Below are 17,116 nucleotides of genomic sequence, written 5' to 3' on the forward strand. Positions count from 1 at the left end.
TATTGTGGAACAGGCATCTTGCCTGTTGCTAAAAAAATTGAGTTATTGTGGAACAGGCATCTTGCCTGTTGCTAAAAGTGTAGAGTTATTGTGGAACAGGCATCTTGCCTGTTGCTAAAAATGTTGAGTTATTGTGGAACAGGCATCTTGCCTGTTGCTAAAAATCTTGTTAACAAAAGAAATAATTCAAATAAAAGCGATCCGAAATCACCAAAATATAGTAAAATAGTAGATTGTGATTAATCTAAGGATATCAACAGATTATGGCTAAGAAGAGCATGGTCGAGCGCGAGAAAAAGCGCCAGAGACTCGTAGACAAGTACGCCGACAAGCGGGAAGACCTGAAAGACCAGTTTGACCAAGCTAACAATCAGATGGACAAAATGGCGATTCACCGCCAACTACAACAGCTACCCCGCAGCAGTTCGCGGACTCGCTTGCGGAACCGCTGCTGGGCAACTGGACGGCCCAGAGGTTACTATCGTGACTTCGGACTGTCTCGCAACATGATGCGAGAAATGGCTCACGAAGGTCTTTTGCCCGGTGTTGTGAAGTCTAGCTGGTAGCACGAGAAAGAAGGAAGTTCGGCAACGGATTCTGTAACGGATGTAACGGATGTAACGGATGTAACGGATGTAACGGATGTAACGGATGTAACGGATGTAACGGATGTAACGGATGTCAGGAAGAAGGAAGAAGGAAGAAAAAAACTCACAATTAATCGGCAGGATTAGGTTTGGGGTTGATTTTTGTTTCAGACTTATGAGTTAAATTTTCCTCCTTCTTGCTTCACTGGCCACAGCATTTATCGATGCCGAGACTTTCGAGTAACAAGTCGCTGACGGCATTGGCGATCGCAAATTCGCCGTAGAAGCTTTTAGAAAAATCATAGGCCTGCATTTCGGTGACGATCGCAATTACGAGGCTGCCCACGTCATTTTCGCCTTCCATGCGCTGGCGGACATAGATTTGGGCAGCTCTTTTAGCTATTTGCTGGTTGGCTGCTTCTGGGATAAACTCGGAGTCTAGCCATGCCAGCAGCGTTTGTTGGAGCCATTGGCCTTCTTGTTCGGGGTTTTTGGCGGGCGGTAAGGTAATAGGTTCAATGGTTTCAGACATGATTATTCCTAATTGCTAATGTTGACTTTGAAAAGTTAACTGAGAAATGACAACTGATAAATATATGCAATATGATATACCGACAATTATACAAGGATATGCCCAAGGCTACTTCTTGATGGCAAATGACGGCGAGGAAAGTTTGGGGTGGTATTCCAGCCGGCAGCGGGCGCTGATTCCCCTGGATGAAAGATTTACCTATCCGAAATCCCTGCGTCGCCAAATCAATCAAAATCGATTTTCCGTGGCTGTGAACCGCGATTTTGGGGCGGTGGTTGAGGGTTGTGCCGATCGCGAAACGACTTGGATTTCTAAGGAGCTCAAGAAGATTTACTGGGGTTTGTATGAGGCCGGTTGGGCTTACAGCTTCGAGACTTGGTGCGGGGACGAGTTGGCGGGCGGTATTCTCGGATTGTCGATCGGCGGTGCGTTTATTGGGGAGTCGATGTTTTACCGAATTCCCGAGGGTTCTAAGGTGGCGATGGTGAAGTTGGTGGAGAGATTGCGCGATCGATCTTATCTGCTATTCGACGCTCAAATGAACAATCCGCACTTGGAAAGATTCGGAGCTTATACTGTTAAGGAAAAACTGTACAACACTCTTTTGCAAGCAGCTTTGAAGCGCCGCTGCTCGCTATTTTAACAAACACTAAAGTCCTGACTACAAACGGATTATTGAGATTGTTTGAATTAGCCAATTTTTGAACAACGAAACTGCCACAGTTCAAGAAATAGTATAATTAAGCTTAGATCCTTCTCGGAGACAACCACTATGCAAGTCACAACCGCAGAAATCATTTATCCTTCCAGCGACGGTCAACCAATGGCAGAAAGCACCATTCAATACGAATTAATTGTCAAAATTAAAGAAGGTTGCGAATCGCTGTTTAAGAATGACCCAAACGTTTTTGTAGCAGCCGATTTACTCTGGTATCCCGTTGAGGGCCGACCCGATATTTCTCAAGCACCTGATACGATGGTGGTATTTGGCAGACCAAAGGGCGATCGGCCTTCTTACATACAATATCGAGAGGAAAATATTGCTCCTCAAGTCGCCTTTGAAATTCGCTCCCACAACGACAGCCAAACTAAAATGAATAAAAAATTGGCATTTTACCAGCGTCATGGAGTTGAGGAATATTACCTTTACGATCCAGAAACAAATGAGTTGCAAGGTTGGCAAAGAATTGAGGGAAATCTAGAAGTAATTGAGCCGATGGAGGGATGGATCAGTCCGAGATTGGGTGTGCGGCTTGAGTTGGGAGAAGAAGGTTTAGAAATCTATCGACCTGATGGAGAAAAGTTTCTTTCCTATGGGGAATTAGAAGAACAGCGGGGATTATATCGCCAGCGTTTACAACAAGAATCTCAAAGAGCCGAACAAGAATCTCAAAGAGCCGAACGTTTAGCCGCCAAACTGCGGGAACTGAACATCGATCCAGATAGCATTTAAGCCGGAATAAATGCTAAGAAACCCGATTTCTCAAACAAATCGGGTTTCTGAGGATTGCGGTTATTTATTCTTTGAGTCCAGGACTAATCAAGACAAAAGAAACCGGGTTTTTTGCGGTTTTGCAGACGGTAACGCGTCTTCTCAGGTAAAAACCCGGTTTCTGACCACCCGTGCGTAAGTCTTATTCTTTTCAGGGCGAACCGGGATATTTGGTCGATCGCCCCCCAGCTAAAATTACATATACTACAATATATAATACAGAGATTAGAGCCAAAATCCTTGGAGCTCAGAAAAATCAGAATCGAAGCCCCTTGAATGTGTAAAAATACTGAAGCAAACATTACTAAACCCTGCACGGAGCAATTGTTGTGGATTCCAGATATAACCCCCAATCCATAGAAGAAAAATGGCAGCAGACATGGGCTGAGCAAAACTTAGACCAGATGCCAGAAGATACCCAAAAGCCTAAATTTTATGCCTTATCCATGTTCCCCTACCCGTCGGGAAACCTGCACATGGGCCACGTCCGCAACTACACAATCATCGATGTAATTGCCAGACTCAAGCGAATGCAAGGCTATCGGGTACTCAATCCGATGGGATGGGACGCTTTTGGTTTGCCCGCAGAAAATGCCGCCATCGAGCGCGGAATTCCCCCGGCAAAATGGACGTATGAAAATATTGCCCAAATGAAAGGCTTATTTCGCCGTCTCGGCATTTCCTTTGATTGGACAAAAGAAGTTACAACTTGTTCTCCTGATTATTATCGGTGGACTCAATGGATTTTCTTGCAATTTTTAGAAGCAGGATTAGCATATCAAAAAGAAGCGGCAGTTAATTGGGACCCGATCGACCAAACAGTCTTAGCAAACGAACAAGTAGATAACGAAGGTCGTTCCTGGCGTTCCGGTGCCAAAGTCGAGCGCAAATTATTGCGGCAGTGGTTCCTCAAAATTACCGATTACGCCGAACAGTTATTAAACGACTTAGACAAATTGCCAGATTGGCCAGAAAGAGTCAAATTAATGCAAGCCAACTGGATCGGCAAATCAGTCGGCGCTTACTTAGAATTTCCGATTGTCGGAATGGATGAAAAAATCGCCGTTTTCACCACTCGCCCCGACACAGTTTACGGCGTCAGTTACCTTGTTTTAGCGCCGGAACATCCACTAACTCAGCGCGTGACAACGGAAGACAGAAAAGCCGCCGTAGAAACCTTCATCAAAGAAGTCGCCGCCCAAAGCGAGATCGATCGTACAGCCGAAGACAAACCAAAGCGCGGCATCCCCACAGGCGGCAAAGCAATCAACCCTTTCAACGGCGAAGAAATTCCCATTTGGATTGCAGATTATGTGCTGTACGAATACGGCACCGGCGCAGTTATGGGAGTACCCGCCCACGACACGCGAGATTTCAAATTTGCCAATCAATATCAACTGCCAATTAAAGTAGTAATTGTCGATGATGATGAAGTTCCGCTGACGGAAGCTTACACCGAACCAGGAATTATGATTAATTCCGAAAGCTTCAACGGCATGGATTCAATTAAAGGCAAAGCAGCAATAATTAAATATGCCGAAGATGCAGGTTGCGGCAAAGCGCGAGTGCAATACCGCTTGAGAGATTGGTTGATTTCTAGACAGCGTTATTGGGGCGCTCCGATTCCCGTAATTCACTGTCCCACCTGCGGAACAGTTCCCGTACCCGCATCGGATTTGCCCGTATTGTTGCCGGAAAATGTACAATTTACTGGCAAAGGTTCGCCCTTGGCAAAGATGGAAGAATGGGTAAACGTTCCTTGTCCGAGTTGCGGCACTCCGGCGAAGCGAGAAACAGATACGATGGATACTTTTATCGATTCTTCGTGGTATTTCTTGCGCTATCCCGATGCTCAAAATCAAGAGCAAGTCTTCGATTCGGCGAAGACAAATGATTGGATGCCCGTAGACCAATATGTCGGCGGCATCGAACACGCAATCTTGCACTTGCTGTATTCGCGGTTCTTTACCAAGGTTTTGCGCGATCGGGGTTTGATCGATTGTGACGAACCATTTAAACGCCTGTTAACTCAGGGCATGGTGCAAGCAATGGCCTATAAAAACCCTGTTACTGGCAAATACGTTCCCCCAGCAGATATAGACCCCGCCAATCCCAAAGATCCTCAAACTGGCGAAGCTTTGGAAGTCTTCTACGAGAAGATGTCCAAATCAAAATACAATGGCGTTGACCCCTTGGAAGTTATGGGCAAATATGGGGTAGATACGGCGCGGATGTTTATTTTATTCAAAGCGCCGCCAGAGAAGGATTTGGAGTGGGACGATGCCGATGTGGAAGGGCAATTTCGCTTTTTAAATCGCGTTTGGCGCGTGGTGACAGAGTTTGGTTCACCCCCCCCTGCCCCCCCTTGCCAAGGGGGGGAGAAAGAGGTGTTAAGTAAACCTGAGAAGGATTTGCGGCGGGCGATTCACACTGCAATTAAGGAAGTTAGCGACGATTTGGAGGGTGATTATCAGTTCAATACTGCTGTTTCGGAAATGATGAAACTCAGCAATGCTTTGAATGATGCTAAATGTAAAGAGTCGCCAATTTATGCAGAAGGAATTAACACTTTGATTCGCTTGTTAGCGCCTTTTGCGCCACATATTGCTGATGAATTGTGGCACAATACTGGTAACAGTGAATCGGTGCATACGCAAACTTGGCCGAGTGTGGATGCTTCTGCCTTAATTACCGATGAAATTACGCTGGTAATTCAAGTTATGGGCAAGACTCGCGGCACAATTCAAGTGCCTTCTGGTGCGGATAAAGCTGCTTTGGAAAAGTTTGCTCGCGAGTCGGAATTAGCCAAGCGTCACCTGGAAGGTAAGGAGATTAAAAAGGTAATTGTGGTGCCTGGAAAGTTGGTTAATTTCGTGGTAGCTTGAGTGTAAAAGTCGCTACCTGTAGGCAACGTATCGTTTCTACACAAACACAACCTCATCCCCTTTAAACACTATCGGGCAACTATTATTTACTGTAAGAGTAGACAAGTTGCCCTTTTTTTACTAGCTTTAAGGGAATTTTAGGATTGTTTAGCGGCTCGTTTTTTAGCCTTACCTTTTCTTCCCATTCTTTAAATTTAGGTTCCAGCATTTCAGGTGTAAGTTTATAAATCTCTTTGAGAGTTATGCCTTCATACAGTCCAATATACCAAGCTTCTACTCTGCGATATTTGTCAAGTATAATTTCATTCAAATGATGGTGAGTATTGACCCCACCGCTTCTATTAAGAGCAATATTTATTGTTTTAAGTTCGTATTCTTTTCCTTCAGCATCAATAGCATCGTTTCCTTCACGTCCCGGTGATATCCGCAGCCCTAAAAGGATTAATAACTGTAAAGTCTTTCCCCCGTTATCTTGAAAAATATCCGCAATACCATATTCACTAGCCAGATTTTGCAATTCTTGGATGCTTTTCATAGCATTTTCTAGCCGTTTAGCATCTGAAATGCGTTCTGCTTCCGTGGTAACAGCCTCTTCAACAGGCTCTACAACTGACGGAGAAACTGGTTCAGCTATCAGGGTGTTAATGAGAGCTGTACTCTCGCCGCTTTGGCTAAAACTGATTAAATAAGTAGCGGGTACATCGAGCGCTTCAGCTAGAGCGAAAATAACTTCAAAGGATGGCGATCTTTCACCGCGTTCCAATAAGCTGATATAGTCAGTAGTCTTGTCTATGAGTTCTGCTAACTCGTCCTGTGTCATCCTTTTTTCTCTGCGTAACTGACTTACGTTGGCCGCAAATTGTTGTCTGGCTTCTTTGTAATTCATACCCCTCACAATTCATAAAAACGAACGGAAAGTTCGCTTTTTGAATGGTACGAAGAATTTATACACAAAACAACGTACTGAAAGTACGGATTTAGTAAGACTGACAGTACGGATTTTGATATAATGACAGTAGGCTGTGTCTGTTGTACCTTAAACTAATATAAATTAAGCATGAGTAACATTTTGCCGGCCCCAATTTACACCACCCAATACGGTCAATCTTATTTGGGAGATTCTCTTCATCTCCTGAATAGTCTTGCTAGCAATTCTGTAGATTTGGTGATTACATCCCCTCCTTTTGCATTGCAACGCCAAAAGAGTTATGGAAATGAAGATCAAGATTTATATGTTGATTGGCTGCTGGGCTTTGCTCCTGAAATTAAAAGAGTTCTTAAGGATACTGGAAGTTTTGTTATAGACCTTGGAGGTGCTTATCAAAAAGGCATACCTGTACGCTCGCTGTATAATTACCGCGTACTTATTAGATTATGTGACGAATATGAATTTAAACTGGCTCAAGAGTTTTTCTGGTTTAATCCTTCAAAACTTCCATCTCCTATAGAGTGGGTGAATAAAAAGAAAATCAGGGCTAAAGATTCTGTGAATACTGTTTGGTGGCTTTCCAAAACGAATCAGCCTCAAGCGAATATTACTAAAGTCAAAGTAGAGTATTCTGAGAGAATGAAAAAACTTTTAAAAAATGCTGATGAATTTTACACGCCCAAAGAACGTCCTTCCGGTCACAATATTAGCGATCGATTTGCCAAAGATAATGGAGGTGCTATTCCATCTAATTTGCTAGAGATTTCTAATTCTGAAAGTAATTCTCAATACTTGCGTTGGTGCAAAGAGTTTAATGTTAAGGCGCATCCGGCACGTTTCCCCCAAAAATTACCGTCATTTTTTATAAATTTTCTTACTGAACCGGGAGACTTGGTAGTAGATATTTTTTCGGGTTCTAATACTACGGGTTATGCAGCAGAACAATTATCAAGAAACTGGATAAGCTTTGAAAAAGAAAAACAATATGTTGCTGCATCAATATTTAGATTTTTGCCTCAAGATTTTTTTTGGCAAGCGGATACAATATACAACCAATTGTTAACTGAGGAAGCATCAGGATTGATTTTACCTCAAAATAGGCTACTTTTTGAAGTTAATAATTATTCGTTTTAATGGGGCTAAATAGTCGAATTTTTATTTGAGTTACCACAATGATAGAAATACAAAATAGATACAGACATTGTTTGAAGTTGCTATTTTCAATAGGGAAAATTTGGGCGATCGCCTACATTGCTTCCTGTATACTCTTGTTTTTTCTGCAAACTCGTTTCATCTTTCAGCCAACAGCTACAATCGCCAAAACACCGGATGCTTTTAACATCCCTTACCAAGAAGTTTGGTTGCCAGTTAAGGGTCGATCGCGCAAAATTGAAAAACTTCACGGTTGGTGGCTGCCCGCCGCCAATCGAAAATCATTAGGAACTTTATTGTACCTGCACGGCAGGGGTTTGAACATCGGTGCGAATATTACTCAATCTTACCGCTTTCGGCAATTGGGTTTTTCTGTATTGCTGATTGATTACCGGGGTTACGGCCGCAGTCAAGGCAGTTTTCCGAAGGAATCACAAGTATATGAAGATGCTGAAGTTGCTTATAATTATTTAGTTAAGCAGCGGCAATTGTTGCCTAGCCAAATTTTATTTTATGGTCATTCAATGGGAGGTGCTGTTGCTATTGAGTTAGCAATCAGGCATCCAGAAGCTGCTGGTTTGATTGTCCACAATTCGTTTACTTCTATGCTGGATATGGTGGAAAATAATGCTTATATGCGATTTTTTCCGGTGCGGTTGTTGCTGACGCAAAGGTTTGATTCTCTTGCTAAGGTTAAATCACTGCGAATGCCGATTTTGTTTGTTCACGGGATTGACGATCGTTTTGTTCCTGCTACTATGAGCAAAAAGTTATATGCTAGTTCTCCTGAATATAAAAAAATTTTGCTAGTTCCTAATGCTAGGCACAATAATGGAGATGCTTTTTTTAATAATCCCGAATATCGCCAAACTATTGTGGATTTTGCCGCAAAAGTAATCGATCGAAAAAAACTATGACTTACGCACTCCGCCTTCATAACCGGGTTTTTCACCGCATCTGCTGGTTACAACAAAGTTTTTTCGTAAAAAACCCGGTTTCTGAGCACCTATGGGTAAGTCCTATTTAATTGTTAGTTTCAAAAAGCAATTGCACGATCGCTCCGCATTCCAATTTTAATACAGATTGAGCGCTGCCGCCATTAACGGCAATTTCTACCCAACCGTCAGAACCAGTTATGGCAATTAAATCGCCCGGTTCGGTGTCGCTGTAGGTTTTACCGCTGGGGATGCGAATTGCATCAGAACTATTGCTAATTGTCAATGACCAATTGTTACCTATAATGCAATTATTGGGGATATTAGTAATTAGGTTGCCAAAGCGATCGACATATTGAACACAGCCTGCTGCACCTGTGGCTGTAACCGCACAATTTGGTATCTCTAACTGCACTAAACTTGCAGGGTCGATCGCCCGTCCCAACTCTTCCAATGCCACCCCGTTCGCCAAGTGAGCGCCCGCAGCAGCGAAAATATCGCGACCGTGAAAAGTGCTGCTGGGTTGAGGTGTGCGCCAGTATTTGGGGTTGGTGAGTTCGACAGATGCGATCGCACTTTCCCGACTCAACACCCCGTTAAACAACCCGTTATCCGGCCCGACAAGAAAGCAATTAGCACATTTAATCGCAACCGGGCGTCTCTTGCTTCCCACCCCCGGATCGACGACAGCAATATGTACGGTTTCCGGGGGAAAATAAGCAAAAGCAGTCATCAAACAAAACCTCGCGGCCGCAATATTTTGAGATGGTATTTGGTGAGTAATGTCAATGACTTTTAACTGCGGGTTAATTTGGGCGATCGCACCTTTCATCACTCCCACATAAACATCGCTTAATCCAAAATCCGTCAGCAGAGTTATAATTCTATTTTTAGACATATATCCACAGGTAAAAATATGGTATCACAATGGGAAAACTTTCTGCACAACTTGGGAGAATGGCACGGTTCCTTCACTCAGCTATCAACGCGAGGAGAGGTACTTCAAGATACTCCTAGCATTATTTCTCTCGAAGGCTTCAATGACAACAAAAATGTGCGATTGAAACTCCGTCGGTTTTCCCCAAATCCTAGCGGTGTCGGCGAACCGGAAGTGAGCGAACTTGTTCGAGAATATCAAAGTTTGGGACGAGATATCCTATTTTTTGAGAATGGAGCTTTTTGTCAGGGAACTATTCAACTAGCGCCTTATTCTGAGTGCGGTGCCGAGTTTGGTTTTATCTACAATTATCGCCGGTTGCGCTTCCCTCTGACATACAATACCGACGGCAATTTATCAAAACTTATCTTAATTCGGGAAAAGCAGCTTGATAAAAATGTCCCCGAACGTCCGCCTTTAACAGTTGACGATTTGCTGGGAGAGTGGGAGGGCGAGGCCGTGACAATGTATCCTGATTCGCGTTCTCCCGATACCTATTCTACCAATTTACAATTGCATTTGGAAAGTAGCGATCGCCTACAGCAGAAAATTACTTTTGGCAGTAATGCTAGTGTTATCACTTCTAGCGCCACCATAGACGGTTCAGTTCTGCACTTTAACGAAGGTACTTCGCCCGTGCAAGTTGTGCTGCTTCCTGACGGCGGTTCTTGCACTTTACCTGTCAAGATTGAATCCAGAAAACCTATATTTTTCGAGGCTGGTTGGTTGGTAGAACCTGACTTGCGGTTTCGGATGATTCGCAGTTACAACGATCGGGGTGAATGGGTAAGTTTGACTTTAATTAAAGAACGAAAAATTAGTCATTAGTAATTTAGTCATTAGTCATTAGTCATTAGTTAGTAGGGGCGGGTTTTACCCTAAATATTTATAGGTAACTCAGGAAATAGATAAACCCGCCCTTTGGATTTGATGCTCTTCCAGTCCACTTTACGGCGGAGGAAAGTTTATGTAGCAGCTAATTTTATTTGCGGGATTTTGTTTCCTGGGTTTGCGATTGAATCACCGCACTCCAATCATCATTGTTAACAGCCGCTTCCAAATCCTTAGCCTGTTCGCCAGCACTTTTGGCGGCTGTTTCTAACTCTTTGGTAAGAGTGGAATCTGCCATTGCTTTCCGCAATTTCAGCTTCTTTTCCTCATAAGCTTTTTGTTCTTCGGCAGACATTGCCGATCGCGCTGCTTGACCTACCGTAGCCGCCCACATTTCGCTTTCAGCACCGTTTCCAGGTGGAATGCTGCCAATTTCTGCTATCCAAGCATCCCGCAAACTTTCCATTTCTTCCCGCTTGGGGAATTTGAAAGTTTGCACCCGCAGGAAAGCGCAATTTTCGACGCCATTTTGGGCGATGTGACCGTTGATTGAAAGCAGGATATTTCGCGAATAACCGATAAACTGAGTATTGCGGGAAGTGTCCATTACAGCATACACGCCGGCGACTTTCGCGTTAGTTGCCAAATCGCGCCACGTATCGATCGACATTACTTGCGTGCCGTCATTTTCTAATTCAGAAATAGCAGCCGCTGCGCTGTGTTCTGAGTCGGAACTGTATAAAAAGTTGTGCAGTCCTTCATGGGCGACAGGTACGTTTTGATGTTCAATTGCTACGTCTCGATCGGCATTCACTTGATTAGCTTCCATTAAATTCAATTCCTCAAAAAATGTCAACTTTACTCATTAAATCCCGCTTTCAGGGGCGGGCAAGATGCCCAACCCCTACTCCCCACAATAAAGTTCTCGTGGAACAGGCATCTTGCCTGTTCTATTGTTTTTTTTGCCCTTATATAGCAATCCTAAATGAGATGTAGGGGTAGTGCTACCCCTACTCCCCGTGCCTACCCCAGCATCATGGGGGCAACCGGGCGTGGGTTTTGCCCCTACAAGAATTACACAAATGATGCGAGGATTGCTATATACTTAACTTACGGAAATTTGTTGCAATTCCTCGTCAGTCAATTTAACTTCGAGCGCCTGCACAGAGTCCTCAATACTCGATACTTTGCTCGCACCGGGAATCGGAACTACGCAGGGCGATTGAGCCATCAACCAAGCTAATACTATACAGTAAACTGAAACGTTTTTTTCTGCGGCTAATTTTGCGATCGCGGGCATCTCTTGCAAGCTGGTGACGCGGCGGCTTCCTCCCAAAGGACTCCAGGGAAAAAATGTCAGTTTTTCGGTTTCGCAATATTCCAGAACCCCGTCTGATTCCGGCTGTCTGTGCCACGGATTGTACTGATTCTGCACGGAGACAACTTCTACTGTATCGCGGGCACGTTTGATCTGCTCTACAGAAAAGTTGGACACTCCAATAAATCGAATCATTCCTGCTTCTACTGCTTCTTTTGCAGGTGCTAGGGCTGCTTCGATGGTATAAGCAGGATCGGGCGAGTGGTACTGCCAAAGGTCGATCGGTTCCTTGCCGCCCAATGCTTCAAAACTTTCGCGAATTGTCTGGCGCAAATGGTGGGGATTGCCGTTGCGCGTCCATGCACCTTGAGGCCGCATTAAGCCGCCTTTAGTGGCGACAGTAACGGCCCGAGTATCTCCGGTGTACTGTTCCAAAGCTTTGGCAATCAGGTGTTCATTGTGGTGTTTGTCGGATTCATCTTGGCAGTAGGAATCTGCGGTGTCAATTAGGGTGACACCCAAATCGAGGGCGCGGTGGATTACTGCAATTGATTGATCTTCGGGCGGCCGGCCGCTTAAGGACATTGGCATACCTCCAAGACCGATCGCGCTGATAGTAAAATTACTGTTACCCAGTTTTTTTCTTTTCATTGGTTTCCCTTCCTTTGCGTGGTTTATTTCCAGTTTACATTTCAAGGATAAGTTGAAATCTTACATTTATTTAACTATCTAAGTAAATAGACCAAAATATTTTTTAGATAAGCTGTTTTGCCTTGAAAATGTATATTTCACTTCCCTATTCCGCACCTGTCAAATCCTCTCCCTCTCAAACATAATAGACAATCTCGATCCGCAGCAGCCAACCCTACCTACTTAACTAGCTGGAAGCGCTGGTGTAAAAGCGGAGTGCAAATTGCCAGAAGTAGCGGGAGAAAAATAACAGCCCGATCGCCAATATTCCCGCCCCTGCGATCCAAACGATTTCACCTCTCCCCAGCATGGCTTCTGCAGGCACAGTCGTCAAGAAGGCAACGGGAACTACGAAAGTGAAGAAAAATCGATAAGCTGCAGGATAAGCGGCCATTGGAAATCTACCCGCTTCTAACAATCCTTTGAGGACTTCGGTAACATTGTAAATTTTGACAAACCAAATGCTGGTGGCCCCTAACATAAACCATATACTGTAAAGAGTAATAGTTCCGAATAACAGCGGTATTGCTGTTAAAAAATAGTTGCCGATTGCTACTCCCAATTTGTTGGCAGCATACAGCAGCAATACGGTGCCGAAGATTAAATCTGGGATTCCCCAAGGCGAAACTGTGTTTGCAGACAGCCAAAATTGGGAACTGATGGGTTTGAGGAGTACGAAATCGAGAGTACCTTGCTGGACTCGATCGACAATACGGCTGAGATTAGGTGCTAGAAACGTTGACGAAAACCCCTGCAAAATCGTGAAAATACCGAGTACAACTAAGGCCTCTTCCCATGAATAGCCCGAAAACGTGTAGCCGGTACGGTAGAACAAAAACAGCCCAAACAAGCTGCCCGTAAGATTTCCGAGGCTGCTGATGGCCGCCAGGACAAAGTTGATTCGGTATTCTAGTTCCGCTGCGATCGCCGCACCCCAGAACATTTTCAGTACGTGCAAATATCGTCCCATGTTTATAGCCATTTTTTGCCGTGTAAATACTTAAATTCCCCTATTGTAAAGCTTGTGTAAAGTTAACTGCTGTACTGGGTGTTCATTTCACTATAACAATAAATTATTGATACCGCTTACCTAAGTAGTTTTACTGTTAAATAGTATTAAGTTATTTAACAAAATTCAAATAAAAATTACAATTCTTAATTTAAGTCAATCTTAAGGCAATATATTTTGGCAAATATTAAGCATGGTTCATGTTTGGAGACAAAACTCCGCTTAATTGATTGAAAATACTAATATGTTACAAGTCTTAATATTATAAATATTTGACAAACATCTAGCCAAACCCAAACGGAACACTTAGGATGGGGCATACGTACTCAAAAGGAATACGTAATCAGAAATACGTATTCCTACGTACCAAATATGGCTCGAGAAATTGACTTAAGTAACAACACGTAAGGAAAAAAAGACATGGATGCTTTAACGTTATCGAGACTGGGCGTCAAGCACACCAAGAGTGCAGTAGCCGAATCGCTGCGGATCAATACAGGATACGACGTGACAAGCCCAGTCACTTTTTACGGGATTGTCAACGAGCACTGCAATGTTAAATGCCGCCAGTGCGAGTATTGGCGACTCAAAGAATATAAAGACGAAATGACGATCGAAGAATGGCAAAATGCCCTCTTGAGCGTCAAAGAATTTGTGGGCGAATTTTCAATCAACTTTAGCGGTGGCGAACCTTATATTAAAAAAGGTTTTCTCGACTTGCTGGCCTTTGCGAATAAAAATGGCATTCACGCCGGCGTCACCACCAACGGCTATTGCATGACCAGGGAAAACGCAGCCAAAACTGTAGCGGCGCGTCCTTTTAATGTGAATATGTCCGTTGACGGGCCGAATGCAGAACTGCACGATTATTTGCGGGGTCAACCGGGATTATTCGACAGACTTTCTAAAGGAATCGGTTATCTGCGCGAAGAACAAGAAAAACAGAACGTCTTGTTTCCGATCAACGTCAAACCGACAATTAACCGACTGAATTTCCGCCACCTCCCGGAAATAGTCACCTGGGCTCAGGGAATTGGGGCGACGACGGTCAACTTCCAACCAGTCAACCGCTGGACGCCAGAAACATACGAGGAATTGTGGATTGAAAAAGAAGACATGGAGGAATTTTCCCAAGTAATCGAGCGGCTAATTGAAATGAAGAAGAACGGTGCTCCGATTATGAACAGCGATGAAGTGTTGCGATTGATGATTCCTCACTTTGCCGAAGAAAAAGCTCCTGATTCAACTCGTCCTTGTCGCGTTGGACTCCGCAATTACTGGATTGATACGCGCGGCGATGTGAAATTGTGCGATGAGTTTCCGGTAATTGGTAATGTGAAAGACGCCAGCGCCCGCGAGATTTGGTACGGCCAAAAAGCTCAGGAAGTCCGCCGCGATACTTTGAATTGCGGCAAGCTTTGTCTGATTACTTGTGTTTCGCAAAAAACGATTTTGGACAAGGTGAAAATGGGGATGAAGTTATTAAAGAATTGAGGTTTGAGCCGTGTTAATATTGCTTGTGTTTATGGTGGCCGGGTTTTATCAGAAACCCGGTTTTTTGTTTAGTTGTCTTCGTTCTTGCTGTCGATTTCCATTTGTTCTCGATCGCGATCTTTGTGCTCTTTTTCCTTTTGTTTGTATAAGTCTATTTGTTCTCGATCGCGCTGACGTTCCCTCTGTTCCTGTTCCCGTTTCAATTCCACCTGTGCGATTGCCACCATCCCGCAAATTGTGGATGTTGTCTGCTGGAACAAATCTTGATTAGGAATCAGGTAGTTTAAGAATTTTTCAATATCCCTTTCCATGCCAAAAGAGCGATCGACCTTCCCAGACACAATAGCGAGCGCATTGCTTTTACTCAATCAGTATTGAAAACATCCTGCAAGTTACGATAACCACTAATAACGCGCAAAATCTCAATACCATCACCAACTATTTGATAAAAAATGATGTATCCATCACTGGCACACCACGTAAACTGGGAGAAAATTGTGAATACGATCGCCCCAAATATGGAAACTGTGCAATCTGCTGACATTTTTTACCAAATCCTTCCACAAAGCGCTCTCCTGCATCCACGCTTTGCGCCAAAAAGTAATCGGAAATTTCGGATAAATTTCGACTCGCTTCGAGCGTAATAAGCAAGCGATTCATGCTCTTAATTCTCTGGCTTTTTTCACTTTATCTCTAAGTTGAGCTAATACATCGTCTGGATTGAGCAACTCACCCCGTTGTGCTTGTTCTCGTGCTATATCGATTTTCTTCCCAGTTTCTTGTACCCACGCTAAATAGTTTGGGCTGTTGCCGTCATCGGATAAAGTAACATCATCGATTAATAACAGCAAGGCTGTGTTAATTGCTTCTTCAAGGGAGGGATATTGACCGTGCTTTACTAAAGCTTCAAGGACTTGGGTTTGCTCTTGGCTCAAGGTGATTTGCATTGTTACCTCGGATGGGGGCAAGGGTTGGACAATACTTCTACTGTATCGTATTTTATTACAAAAGTACGCGCGTGCGAAGCTATCCCGTAGGGAATCGCTCTTGACTGTGGCAGATAGAAAAAGGCGATCGCCTGCGCGTTGAGAAAAAGAGATAAAGTGCGATCGACCTTTCCATATCAAAAAGAGCGATCGACCTTTCCCTGCCAAAAAGGGAGCTCGCTCTAGTTGTCGAGTAGACATGGTTTGGGATAAACTAATATTGTCTCCTTGGCTGGGCTATAATAGTCCTCGTATCATTCTTTAAAGAACCTTTCTGCCAGCAGTTGCACGATTTTACGGAATAATCATCAAAATTTTCTTTGGGGCTCACCCACCTCCTCATTTTCACGCAGTTTACGGTGAGTAAAACGCTTTGATCGGTATTGAGTATGCGAGAAATTATAGAAGGAGATTTACCGAATCGGGCCCAAAAGCTGGTAATAGAATGGGCTACGTTGTACCAGAAAGAACTGCTGGATATGTGGAATAGCCAAGAATTTAGTAAACTTCCACCATTAAAATAACTCCGATATGTTTATGAAACCTCAACGCATTGTTTCTGCTAAAGCTATTGACGATCGCACATTGATGGTTAAGTTTACCAATCTAGAATTTAAAAAATACGACATCTCTAAGTTATTAGATAATCCGATGTTTACGACCTTAAGTAATCCTGTGTTTTTCCGAAATTTTACAGTTGAACCTGGTGGTTATGCACTGGATTGGAATGATGAGATAGATATCAGTGAATATGAACTTTGGCAGAATGGAATTAGTGGCACAGAGGAGGAAATTGAGCGATATATTGAATCTATTCATCATGTTGCTCGCTGAGAAAGAAGACCCGATTCTTCTGAGCGATCGACCTTCCTATCCCAAAAGAGCGATCGACAATTTTATTGTAGATTTTTATTGTGCGGCTTTACAGTTAGTAATTGAGATTGATGGGGAGAGTCATTTTACGGAACAAGGGAAACTATATGATGCAGAAAGAACCGGGATTTTACAGGGGTATGGATTGAAGGTTGTCACGTTTACGAATGTTGAGGTGTTGCAGAGTTTTGAGGGGGTTTGTGGGGAGTTGTTGGGTTTGATTGAGGGTGATTTTTGAGGCTAGATCCCCCCTAACCCCCCTTAAGAAGGGGGGGACATGAGGGGAGGGGAGTTGAATGGGTGGCTGGATGCGATCGAGGCTATCGGATAAAATATTAGGCAACATAATTTAATTGTACTATGGAAAAGTTGACTCAATATAGATCGCTCGCGCGATTCGTAAAAAAAGCGATCGACCTTTCCATGCCAAAAGAGCGATCGACCTTTCCATACCAAAAAGAGCGATC

At 43.7% G+C, this 17,116-nt stretch carries 20 protein-coding genes; 11 read left to right on the forward strand and 9 right to left on the reverse strand.

The genetic code is table 11. The features are described 5' to 3' along the window. Positions 1-263: 263 nt before the first annotated feature. Complete coding sequence (gene rpsN / locus QUB16_RS18620) at positions 264-566, forward strand: 30S ribosomal protein S14 (protein WP_006633844.1); 303 nt, start codon at positions 264-266, stop codon at positions 564-566. A 223-nt stretch (positions 567-789) separates the two neighbouring features. On the opposite strand, the gene QUB16_RS18625 is transcribed toward rpsN, so the two are convergent. Next, positions 790-1,119 (reverse strand): hypothetical protein, encoded by a 330-nt coding sequence (locus tag QUB16_RS18625; RefSeq protein WP_190740107.1) that lies wholly within the window; start codon positions 1,117-1,119, stop codon positions 790-792. A 46-nt stretch (positions 1,120-1,165) separates the two neighbouring features. On the opposite strand from QUB16_RS18625, the gene aat reads away from it, so the two are divergent. The 3 genes from aat (at position 1,166) to leuS (ending at position 5,496) form a co-directional block, all read left to right on the forward strand. Then, positions 1,166-1,762, forward strand: a complete 597-nt coding sequence (gene aat, locus QUB16_RS18630; RefSeq protein WP_445242358.1) for a leucyl/phenylalanyl-tRNA--protein transferase — start codon at positions 1,166-1,168, stop codon at positions 1,760-1,762. Between the two features lie 129 nt (positions 1,763-1,891). Further along, complete coding sequence (locus QUB16_RS18635; protein ID WP_333318289.1) at positions 1,892-2,572, forward strand: Uma2 family endonuclease; 681 nt, start codon at positions 1,892-1,894, stop codon at positions 2,570-2,572. Positions 2,573-2,940: 368 nt separating this feature from the next. Further along, a complete protein-coding gene (gene leuS, locus QUB16_RS18640; protein WP_333318290.1) occupies positions 2,941-5,496 on the forward strand; it encodes a leucine--tRNA ligase in 2,556 nt (851 codons plus the stop codon). Between the two features lie 82 nt (positions 5,497-5,578). Here the strand turns inward: leuS and QUB16_RS18645 are convergent, their stop codons facing one another. Beyond that, positions 5,579-6,382 carry a helix-turn-helix domain-containing protein gene (locus QUB16_RS18645; RefSeq protein ID WP_333318292.1) on the reverse strand — a complete coding sequence of 268 codons (804 nt, stop codon included), beginning with the start codon at positions 6,380-6,382 and terminating at the stop codon, positions 5,579-5,581. A gap of 171 nt (positions 6,383-6,553) precedes the next feature. On the opposite strand from QUB16_RS18645, the gene QUB16_RS18650 reads away from it, so the two are divergent. Both QUB16_RS18650 and QUB16_RS18655 read left to right on the forward strand, forming a co-directional pair. Further along, the gene (locus QUB16_RS18650) at positions 6,554-7,558 is read left to right on the forward strand and encodes a site-specific DNA-methyltransferase (protein ID WP_333318294.1); all 1,005 of its coding nucleotides are present in this window, start codon (positions 6,554-6,556) and stop codon (positions 7,556-7,558) included. A gap of 38 nt (positions 7,559-7,596) precedes the next feature. Next, positions 7,597-8,493 (forward strand): alpha/beta hydrolase, encoded by an 897-nt coding sequence (locus QUB16_RS18655; RefSeq protein WP_333318296.1) that lies wholly within the window; start codon positions 7,597-7,599, stop codon positions 8,491-8,493. 106 nt (positions 8,494-8,599) lie between these two features. On the opposite strand, the gene QUB16_RS18660 is transcribed toward QUB16_RS18655, so the two are convergent. Then, the gene (locus QUB16_RS18660; protein WP_333318298.1) at positions 8,600-9,409 is read right to left on the reverse strand and encodes an SAM-dependent chlorinase/fluorinase; all 810 of its coding nucleotides are present in this window, start codon (positions 9,407-9,409) and stop codon (positions 8,600-8,602) included. Between the two features lie 18 nt (positions 9,410-9,427). On the opposite strand from QUB16_RS18660, the gene QUB16_RS18665 reads away from it, so the two are divergent. Beyond that, positions 9,428-10,276 (forward strand): DUF3598 family protein, encoded by an 849-nt coding sequence (locus QUB16_RS18665; RefSeq protein WP_333318300.1) that lies wholly within the window; start codon positions 9,428-9,430, stop codon positions 10,274-10,276. A gap of 154 nt (positions 10,277-10,430) precedes the next feature. Here QUB16_RS18665 and QUB16_RS18670 read toward each other — a convergent pair whose 3' ends face one another. The 3 genes from QUB16_RS18670 to QUB16_RS18680 form a co-directional block, all read right to left on the reverse strand. Beyond that, on the reverse strand, positions 10,431-11,108 hold the full coding sequence (locus QUB16_RS18670; RefSeq protein ID WP_333318302.1) for a GIY-YIG nuclease family protein: 678 nt from the start codon (positions 11,106-11,108) through the stop codon (positions 10,431-10,433). Positions 11,109-11,384: 276 nt separating this feature from the next. After that, positions 11,385-12,248, reverse strand: a complete 864-nt coding sequence (locus tag QUB16_RS18675; protein WP_333318304.1) for an aldo/keto reductase — start codon at positions 12,246-12,248, stop codon at positions 11,385-11,387. Between the two features lie 226 nt (positions 12,249-12,474). Beyond that, positions 12,475-13,269 carry an ABC transporter permease gene (locus tag QUB16_RS18680; RefSeq protein ID WP_333318306.1) on the reverse strand — a complete coding sequence of 265 codons (795 nt, stop codon included), beginning with the start codon at positions 13,267-13,269 and terminating at the stop codon, positions 12,475-12,477. A gap of 447 nt (positions 13,270-13,716) precedes the next feature. On the opposite strand from QUB16_RS18680, the gene QUB16_RS18685 reads away from it, so the two are divergent. Then, the gene (locus QUB16_RS18685) at positions 13,717-14,790 is read left to right on the forward strand and encodes a radical SAM protein (RefSeq protein WP_333318308.1); all 1,074 of its coding nucleotides are present in this window, start codon (positions 13,717-13,719) and stop codon (positions 14,788-14,790) included. Positions 14,791-14,858: 68 nt separating this feature from the next. Here QUB16_RS18685 and QUB16_RS18690 read toward each other — a convergent pair whose 3' ends face one another. From QUB16_RS18690 to QUB16_RS18700, 3 genes are all read right to left on the reverse strand, one after another. Beyond that, on the reverse strand, positions 14,859-15,158 hold the full coding sequence (locus QUB16_RS18690; protein WP_333318310.1) for a hypothetical protein: 300 nt from the start codon (positions 15,156-15,158) through the stop codon (positions 14,859-14,861). Positions 15,159-15,228: 70 nt separating this feature from the next. Beyond that, positions 15,229-15,450, reverse strand: coding sequence for a type II toxin-antitoxin system RelE/ParE family toxin (locus QUB16_RS18695; RefSeq protein WP_333318312.1), 222 nt, complete (start codon positions 15,448-15,450; stop codon positions 15,229-15,231). After that, the gene (locus tag QUB16_RS18700) at positions 15,447-15,977 is read right to left on the reverse strand and encodes a hypothetical protein (protein WP_333318314.1); all 531 of its coding nucleotides are present in this window, start codon (positions 15,975-15,977) and stop codon (positions 15,447-15,449) included. Before QUB16_RS18700 ends, QUB16_RS18695 begins: the two co-directional genes overlap by 4 nt. A 188-nt stretch (positions 15,978-16,165) precedes the next feature. Here QUB16_RS18700 and QUB16_RS18705 point away from each other — a divergent pair, with 188 nt between their 5' ends. The 3 genes from QUB16_RS18705 to QUB16_RS18715 are packed head-to-tail and all read left to right on the forward strand — an operon-like array spanning position 16,166 to position 16,887. Then, entirely contained in the window at positions 16,166-16,300 is a 135-nt protein-coding gene (locus QUB16_RS18705) for a DUF4160 domain-containing protein (protein WP_333291193.1), read from the forward strand. Between the two features lie 13 nt (positions 16,301-16,313). Continuing rightward, positions 16,314-16,610, forward strand: a complete 297-nt coding sequence (locus tag QUB16_RS18710) for a DUF2442 domain-containing protein (protein WP_333318316.1) — start codon at positions 16,314-16,316, stop codon at positions 16,608-16,610. Continuing rightward, positions 16,597-16,887 (forward strand): endonuclease domain-containing protein, encoded by a 291-nt coding sequence (locus QUB16_RS18715; protein ID WP_333318318.1) that lies wholly within the window; start codon positions 16,597-16,599, stop codon positions 16,885-16,887. The genes QUB16_RS18710 and QUB16_RS18715 overlap by 14 nt, the downstream gene beginning before the upstream one ends. Positions 16,888-17,116 lie beyond the last annotated feature (229 nt).

Source organism: Microcoleus sp. D3_18a_C4, assembly GCF_036702415.1.
Taxonomy (GTDB): Bacteria; Cyanobacteriota; Cyanobacteriia; order Cyanobacteriales; family Microcoleaceae; genus Microcoleus.

What these genes read in the sequence shown, in the direction of transcription:
- QUB16_RS18695 (WP_333318312.1), bottom strand. Translation starts at nt 15,450, where the DNA reads ATGAATCGCTTGCTTATTACGCTCGAAGCGAGTCGAAATTTATCCGAA.
- aat (WP_445242358.1), top strand. Translation starts at nt 1,166, where the DNA reads ATGACAACTGATAAATATATGCAATATGATATACCGACAATTATACAA.
- QUB16_RS18650 (WP_333318294.1), top strand. Translation starts at nt 6,554, where the DNA reads ATGAGTAACATTTTGCCGGCCCCAATTTACACCACCCAATACGGTCAA.
- QUB16_RS18645 (WP_333318292.1), bottom strand. Translation starts at nt 6,382, where the DNA reads ATGAATTACAAAGAAGCCAGACAACAATTTGCGGCCAACGTAAGTCAG.
- QUB16_RS18670 (WP_333318302.1), bottom strand. Translation starts at nt 11,108, where the DNA reads ATGGAAGCTAATCAAGTGAATGCCGATCGAGACGTAGCAATTGAACAT.
- QUB16_RS18655 (WP_333318296.1), top strand. Translation starts at nt 7,597, where the DNA reads ATGATAGAAATACAAAATAGATACAGACATTGTTTGAAGTTGCTATTT.
- QUB16_RS18685 (WP_333318308.1), top strand. Translation starts at nt 13,717, where the DNA reads ATGGATGCTTTAACGTTATCGAGACTGGGCGTCAAGCACACCAAGAGT.
- QUB16_RS18680 (WP_333318306.1), bottom strand. Translation starts at nt 13,269, where the DNA reads ATGGCTATAAACATGGGACGATATTTGCACGTACTGAAAATGTTCTGG.
- QUB16_RS18625 (WP_190740107.1), bottom strand. Translation starts at nt 1,119, where the DNA reads ATGTCTGAAACCATTGAACCTATTACCTTACCGCCCGCCAAAAACCCC.
- QUB16_RS18705 (WP_333291193.1), top strand. Translation starts at nt 16,166, where the DNA reads ATGCGAGAAATTATAGAAGGAGATTTACCGAATCGGGCCCAAAAGCTG.
- QUB16_RS18710 (WP_333318316.1), top strand. Translation starts at nt 16,314, where the DNA reads ATGAAACCTCAACGCATTGTTTCTGCTAAAGCTATTGACGATCGCACA.
- QUB16_RS18715 (WP_333318318.1), top strand. Translation starts at nt 16,597, where the DNA reads ATGTTGCTCGCTGAGAAAGAAGACCCGATTCTTCTGAGCGATCGACCT.
- QUB16_RS18635 (WP_333318289.1), top strand. Translation starts at nt 1,892, where the DNA reads ATGCAAGTCACAACCGCAGAAATCATTTATCCTTCCAGCGACGGTCAA.
- rpsN (WP_006633844.1), top strand. Translation starts at nt 264, where the DNA reads ATGGCTAAGAAGAGCATGGTCGAGCGCGAGAAAAAGCGCCAGAGACTC.
- QUB16_RS18675 (WP_333318304.1), bottom strand. Translation starts at nt 12,248, where the DNA reads ATGAAAAGAAAAAAACTGGGTAACAGTAATTTTACTATCAGCGCGATC.
- QUB16_RS18660 (WP_333318298.1), bottom strand. Translation starts at nt 9,409, where the DNA reads ATGTCTAAAAATAGAATTATAACTCTGCTGACGGATTTTGGATTAAGC.
- QUB16_RS18665 (WP_333318300.1), top strand. Translation starts at nt 9,428, where the DNA reads ATGGTATCACAATGGGAAAACTTTCTGCACAACTTGGGAGAATGGCAC.
- QUB16_RS18700 (WP_333318314.1), bottom strand. Translation starts at nt 15,977, where the DNA reads ATGTCTACTCGACAACTAGAGCGAGCTCCCTTTTTGGCAGGGAAAGGT.